This is a genomic window from Helicobacter apodemus (assembly GCF_000765745.2).
Lineage (GTDB): Bacteria > Campylobacterota > Campylobacteria > Campylobacterales > Helicobacteraceae > Helicobacter_D > Helicobacter_D apodemus.
The window spans coordinates 1-4,029 of sequence record NZ_JRPC02000050.1 but is presented as its reverse complement, the minus strand read 5'-3'; the positions used below and the strand labels follow the sequence as shown (position 1 = coordinate 4,029).

General features: G+C 30.9%; 7 protein-coding genes. All 7 read right to left on the bottom strand.

Features of this window, described 5'->3' with window-relative positions; translation table 11 throughout:
* Positions 1-187: 187 nt before the first annotated feature.
* The gene (locus tag LS72_RS10155) at positions 188-445 is read right to left on the bottom strand and encodes a hypothetical protein (protein ID WP_052087398.1); all 258 of its coding nucleotides are present in this window, start codon (positions 443-445) and stop codon (positions 188-190) included.
* A 30-nt stretch (positions 446-475) separates the two neighbouring features.
* Positions 476-850 carry an ASCH domain-containing protein gene (locus LS72_RS10150; protein WP_034555409.1) on the bottom strand — a complete coding sequence of 125 codons (375 nt, stop codon included), beginning with the start codon at positions 848-850 and terminating at the stop codon, positions 476-478.
* Complete coding sequence (locus LS72_RS10145; protein ID WP_138155330.1) at positions 828-1,889, bottom strand: GNAT family N-acetyltransferase; 1,062 nt, start codon at positions 1,887-1,889, stop codon at positions 828-830. The genes LS72_RS10150 and LS72_RS10145 overlap by 23 nt, the downstream gene beginning before the upstream one ends.
* A gap of 267 nt (positions 1,890-2,156) precedes the next feature.
* Positions 2,157-2,618 (bottom strand): hypothetical protein, encoded by a 462-nt coding sequence (locus LS72_RS10140; protein ID WP_138155329.1) that lies wholly within the window; start codon positions 2,616-2,618, stop codon positions 2,157-2,159.
* 104 nt (positions 2,619-2,722) lie between these two features.
* A complete protein-coding gene (locus LS72_RS10135; RefSeq protein ID WP_138155328.1) occupies positions 2,723-3,166 on the bottom strand; it encodes a CCDC90 family protein in 444 nt (147 codons plus the stop codon).
* Between the two features lie 109 nt (positions 3,167-3,275).
* The gene (locus LS72_RS10130) at positions 3,276-3,641 is read right to left on the bottom strand and encodes a hypothetical protein (protein WP_052087414.1); all 366 of its coding nucleotides are present in this window, start codon (positions 3,639-3,641) and stop codon (positions 3,276-3,278) included.
* A gap of 47 nt (positions 3,642-3,688) precedes the next feature.
* Positions 3,689-3,967: a hypothetical protein gene (locus LS72_RS10125; protein WP_034555695.1), complete on the bottom strand. Its 279-nt coding sequence runs from the start codon at positions 3,965-3,967 to the stop codon at positions 3,689-3,691.
* Positions 3,968-4,029: the final 62 nt, after the last annotated feature.

Below are 4,029 nucleotides of genomic sequence, written 5' to 3'. Positions count from 1 at the left end.
CCAAGCTTGTAAAGATACACCAACGCAAGAACTGCTAAATATAGAGAGTGGATTTGATGATATGCGTTTTATTAAAATCTTTAAGCATTTATTTGATTTACAAGAAAAAGTTAAGGTGATAGATTTGTGAGTGAATTTAAGGCAAATATAAGAAAAGGTATATTGCTTATACTTTTTCTTAGAAATACTAAAAAGCGGGGTATTCATTATAAAAATATTCTTTTTTGCCTTTCCTATAATAATCTTCTTTAATGCTTGTTAATTCAAATCCATAATAATCAAATATCTTTCTAAAGGATAATAATTTCTCTCCTGATACACTTAAAAGTGGCATTCTTGTATTTAATACTTCAAAACTTTTTTCAAAGAGGCGAATGCCTATTCCTCTATTTTGGTAATTCTCCATTACACGCAAAGTGCAAAGTTTTTTTTCACTTAATTTCACGATACAAATGCCTTTAAGTGTATTTTTACTTCAATTTCTTATATATTTGAAAGATTGTGGAGCAGTAAAATTGGCATATTCGTCATAGGGGCATAGGGGCTCTTTGTATTTATTGATATTTTTGATTTTTATCGCATAGGCTACTTGCCTATCTTGAAAATATTGCATATAAAAAGATTTTTTAATGCCTGAGTGTCTCCTCGTTTTTTCCCAAACTTTTGCAGGATTATCTTTTACAATTTCTCCTATTTCAAATTCCCCAATGATTTTCCCCACAGGTTTTGTAACATAAACTTGTATATATTTGACCTCTTTTTTAAATATGACTTTACGATATTCAAATCTTTTCTTGCCATTGAAAATAGCTTCGGCGAATTCAGGCTTAATGGATAATAATGCTTTCATTCACTCCTCCAGCCTTTAGAATTTGTTGGAATTCATCATCATTTAGAGATACAAATCCCCAATAAGGCTCACTTTCTCTTTTGACAATTCCTCTTAATGTATCTAATATAACTCGCTTTTTAAAAGAGATGTTATAAGTCATCTTGATGATTTTTGGATATTTCCTACTTTTATAATATTGTTTTAATTCATCTTCAGTAAAAATATTGTGAGGCTTACAATATTTGATAAACTCCTCCTCTGTGAAACGGCTAATGTGTCTATATTCTTCTACTACACATAAAGAAGTAACAACAGAGGAATAATTAGCATTAGAAGCTTTTTCGTCTTTTGTGCGATAGATAATCAATAAATCCCCTATTTTTAGATTCTCAATTCCTTGTATTTTTGTAATATAAACTTTGTGGATACTATTAGCCTCCGAAGAATCTTGAAGTATATTGAAATTTTCAGTTTTAAGCATTGAATCTGAAAACATTCCTGTATGATACTGCGGATGAATACCTAGAATATATTTACTGACATTTTTAGTATTGATTGAGGGAAAATCAAGGCATATATTCTGTTGCATATCTTTTGAGGTTGTTGCAATGTTTTTTATCAAGACGAGTTCATCACCTTTATTACCCCATTGCTTAAACCCATATTGTTCTAGCAGATTAATTAATGCTTCGTGCTTTGCAAAAGCAGTTACATAAAGATTAAAGATATTTTTAGATATGGCAAAGTCAAACATTCTTTTAATCAAACGCTCACCGAGCTTTGTCCTGTGTGGAATGACTTTAAAAGTCCCAACTTTTACCCAAGATTTGGTTGTATCTAAGGAGGGTGTGATATTTGTATTGTCAATAGGATTTTCTTCTTTAAGATACAGAAAACAAACTAACTCATCTTTTTCGTAAAGAATATAAGCTTTTTCTCCTTGAGATGCCTTTCTATTATACCAATTATCAAAGCCTTGATAATCTTGCCTCAAAGAATCAAAAAAAGTATCTTGCAAATTAATTTCATTAAAAGATTTATATTCAATGTTTGCCATTCTTGCCCCACTTTAGCTATGTAGAATTATACAGTGATAATTTTAATGCCAATATTTTAACTGCCTTTAGTCCTTTTATTGTGATTATAGCATAGATTAAAATCTGATTGAGTTTATCAACGGCTTATAAACTCTATTTTAAACAAGATAAGCAACATTAACTTCAACAATCCTTGATAATTTAATCACTTTTAAAACCTATCCACATAAGCTTTAAAAAAGATTAAACACCCAAAGGGTGAAAGGTTCTAACACAATAGGTTTGTGTTACTTAGTATTTCCAAGAATTTCCTTTCTTGTTTCATCCAAGTATTCTTTCCGTCTCTCCGAGTTAAATGAGTTACGAAATTCTTCTTTGCTTTTCCTAAACTCTTCACGCCGTTTATCAAATTCTTCAGATAAACTTCTCATATTTTCTCTATTGATTTCGTGTTGTTTTACTCTACTAAGAAATATCATAATGAAAATCAGAAAAATAGCTATAAATACTACCCAACCTAATTTCATTGTTTTTTTCTCAAAGCGAAATCTTGCTCGTTCAAGCTCCAATTTACCTTGTCCCACACTATTTTCACTCCCTTGAGCCTGAAGCATTCTTAACTCTAACTCTTTCTCTTTAAGAGCAATTTCACGCTCTCTTAATTCAAGTTGTTTTTTAAGAATTTCATCATCTTGAGATTTACGCTTATCGGAAAACTCTTTAGGGGAGATTTTTCTTTCATTATTCATTTTTTACTCCTTTAATTTAAAGTTTGGATTATCCAAACTGCATACAAGGATATACCTAACCCAAGTGGGATAAAGATATCCCAACTTAGGGCGGTAAGTATAACTTATTTCATAAGCTTATCAATCAAGAAGCTAATCAGTGCAAAATTTGCAGTGATAGAAACAATGGTGGCAGTAATACCAACACCTACAACCCAGCGGATTGTATTTGTTTTTACTTCTGCAATTTCAGTTTTAATCTTTGCAATTTCAGACTCTAATTTAGCTTCAATAGCTTTTAATTGGGATTGTAACACTTCTTTGGTAGCTTTCATTTCAGATTGAAACACCTCTTTGGTAAGCAACTCATTTCTAATCTCTTGTATAGCTTCATCTTTCAATCTATCAAGTCTAATTGCTTGAGTGGTCGCTCTATCATTAACCACTTCTTCAAAAGCCTTGATAAAGACTTCAGATTGTTGAGGGTTACTAAAAGCACTTGCTAATAACGCCTTGAAGCTCTCATTAAGATGATATGTAGTTTCTCTTTGCATAGTATATCCTGACATATTTATCCTTTTATATGATTAGATTATAACATAATAAACAAGGATACACCTACCCTGTTGGGATACTTGTATCCCAACTTAGGGCTGTATGTAAGTATTTTAGTGTTAGCTACTTAAGAAAAGTAGTGATAAAATCAAAGACTTTAGGTTGGAGGATAATTATTAAGACTCCTAAACCTATTGCATAGAATTTCATTTCTTGCCTAAGAGAACGATAATCAGCTCTAACTCCTGCAATTTCTTTTTGCACTTCTGCTATTCTTTTATCTACAAAGTCTTTAGTGGCTAATTCGTTTCCTATCTCCTCTAAAGCTTCAGCTTTTAGCCTATCAAGATTTATCTTTTGAGTGGTTGCTCTATCATTAACCACTTCTTCAAAAGCAATCTTTAACTTAGTGGCTATTTCTTTATCACTAAAGATTCCATCAAGTAAGGCTTTAAAGCCTTCATTTAATTGGTATTGATGATTAGTCATCATTTTCTCCTTTTATATGATTAGATTATAACATAATAAACAAGGACCTATACTAACTCATCTTTGTAGGTTTTTAATATCCACTTCTTTAAGCTCTTGCTAAATGGAAGGGTTTCAAACCACTCTTTTGCATAAGTTGGATTCCATACATGCAATGATTCTAAATCATTTAGCACTTGATTAGAATCTAAGAATTCCTTTTTAAGGATACCTATTAATTCCTCTTTAAAGTTATCATTATAACTTCTATCTATTCTAGTCCTAATTTCTTCTAATAAATCCTCATCGCAAAATTCATCTAATTTGACTTCTACTTCAACTGTCATCTTTTCTCCTTAATTTTACATTTTTCACAAATAACTAAATAATCATCTCCTATTAACCCACT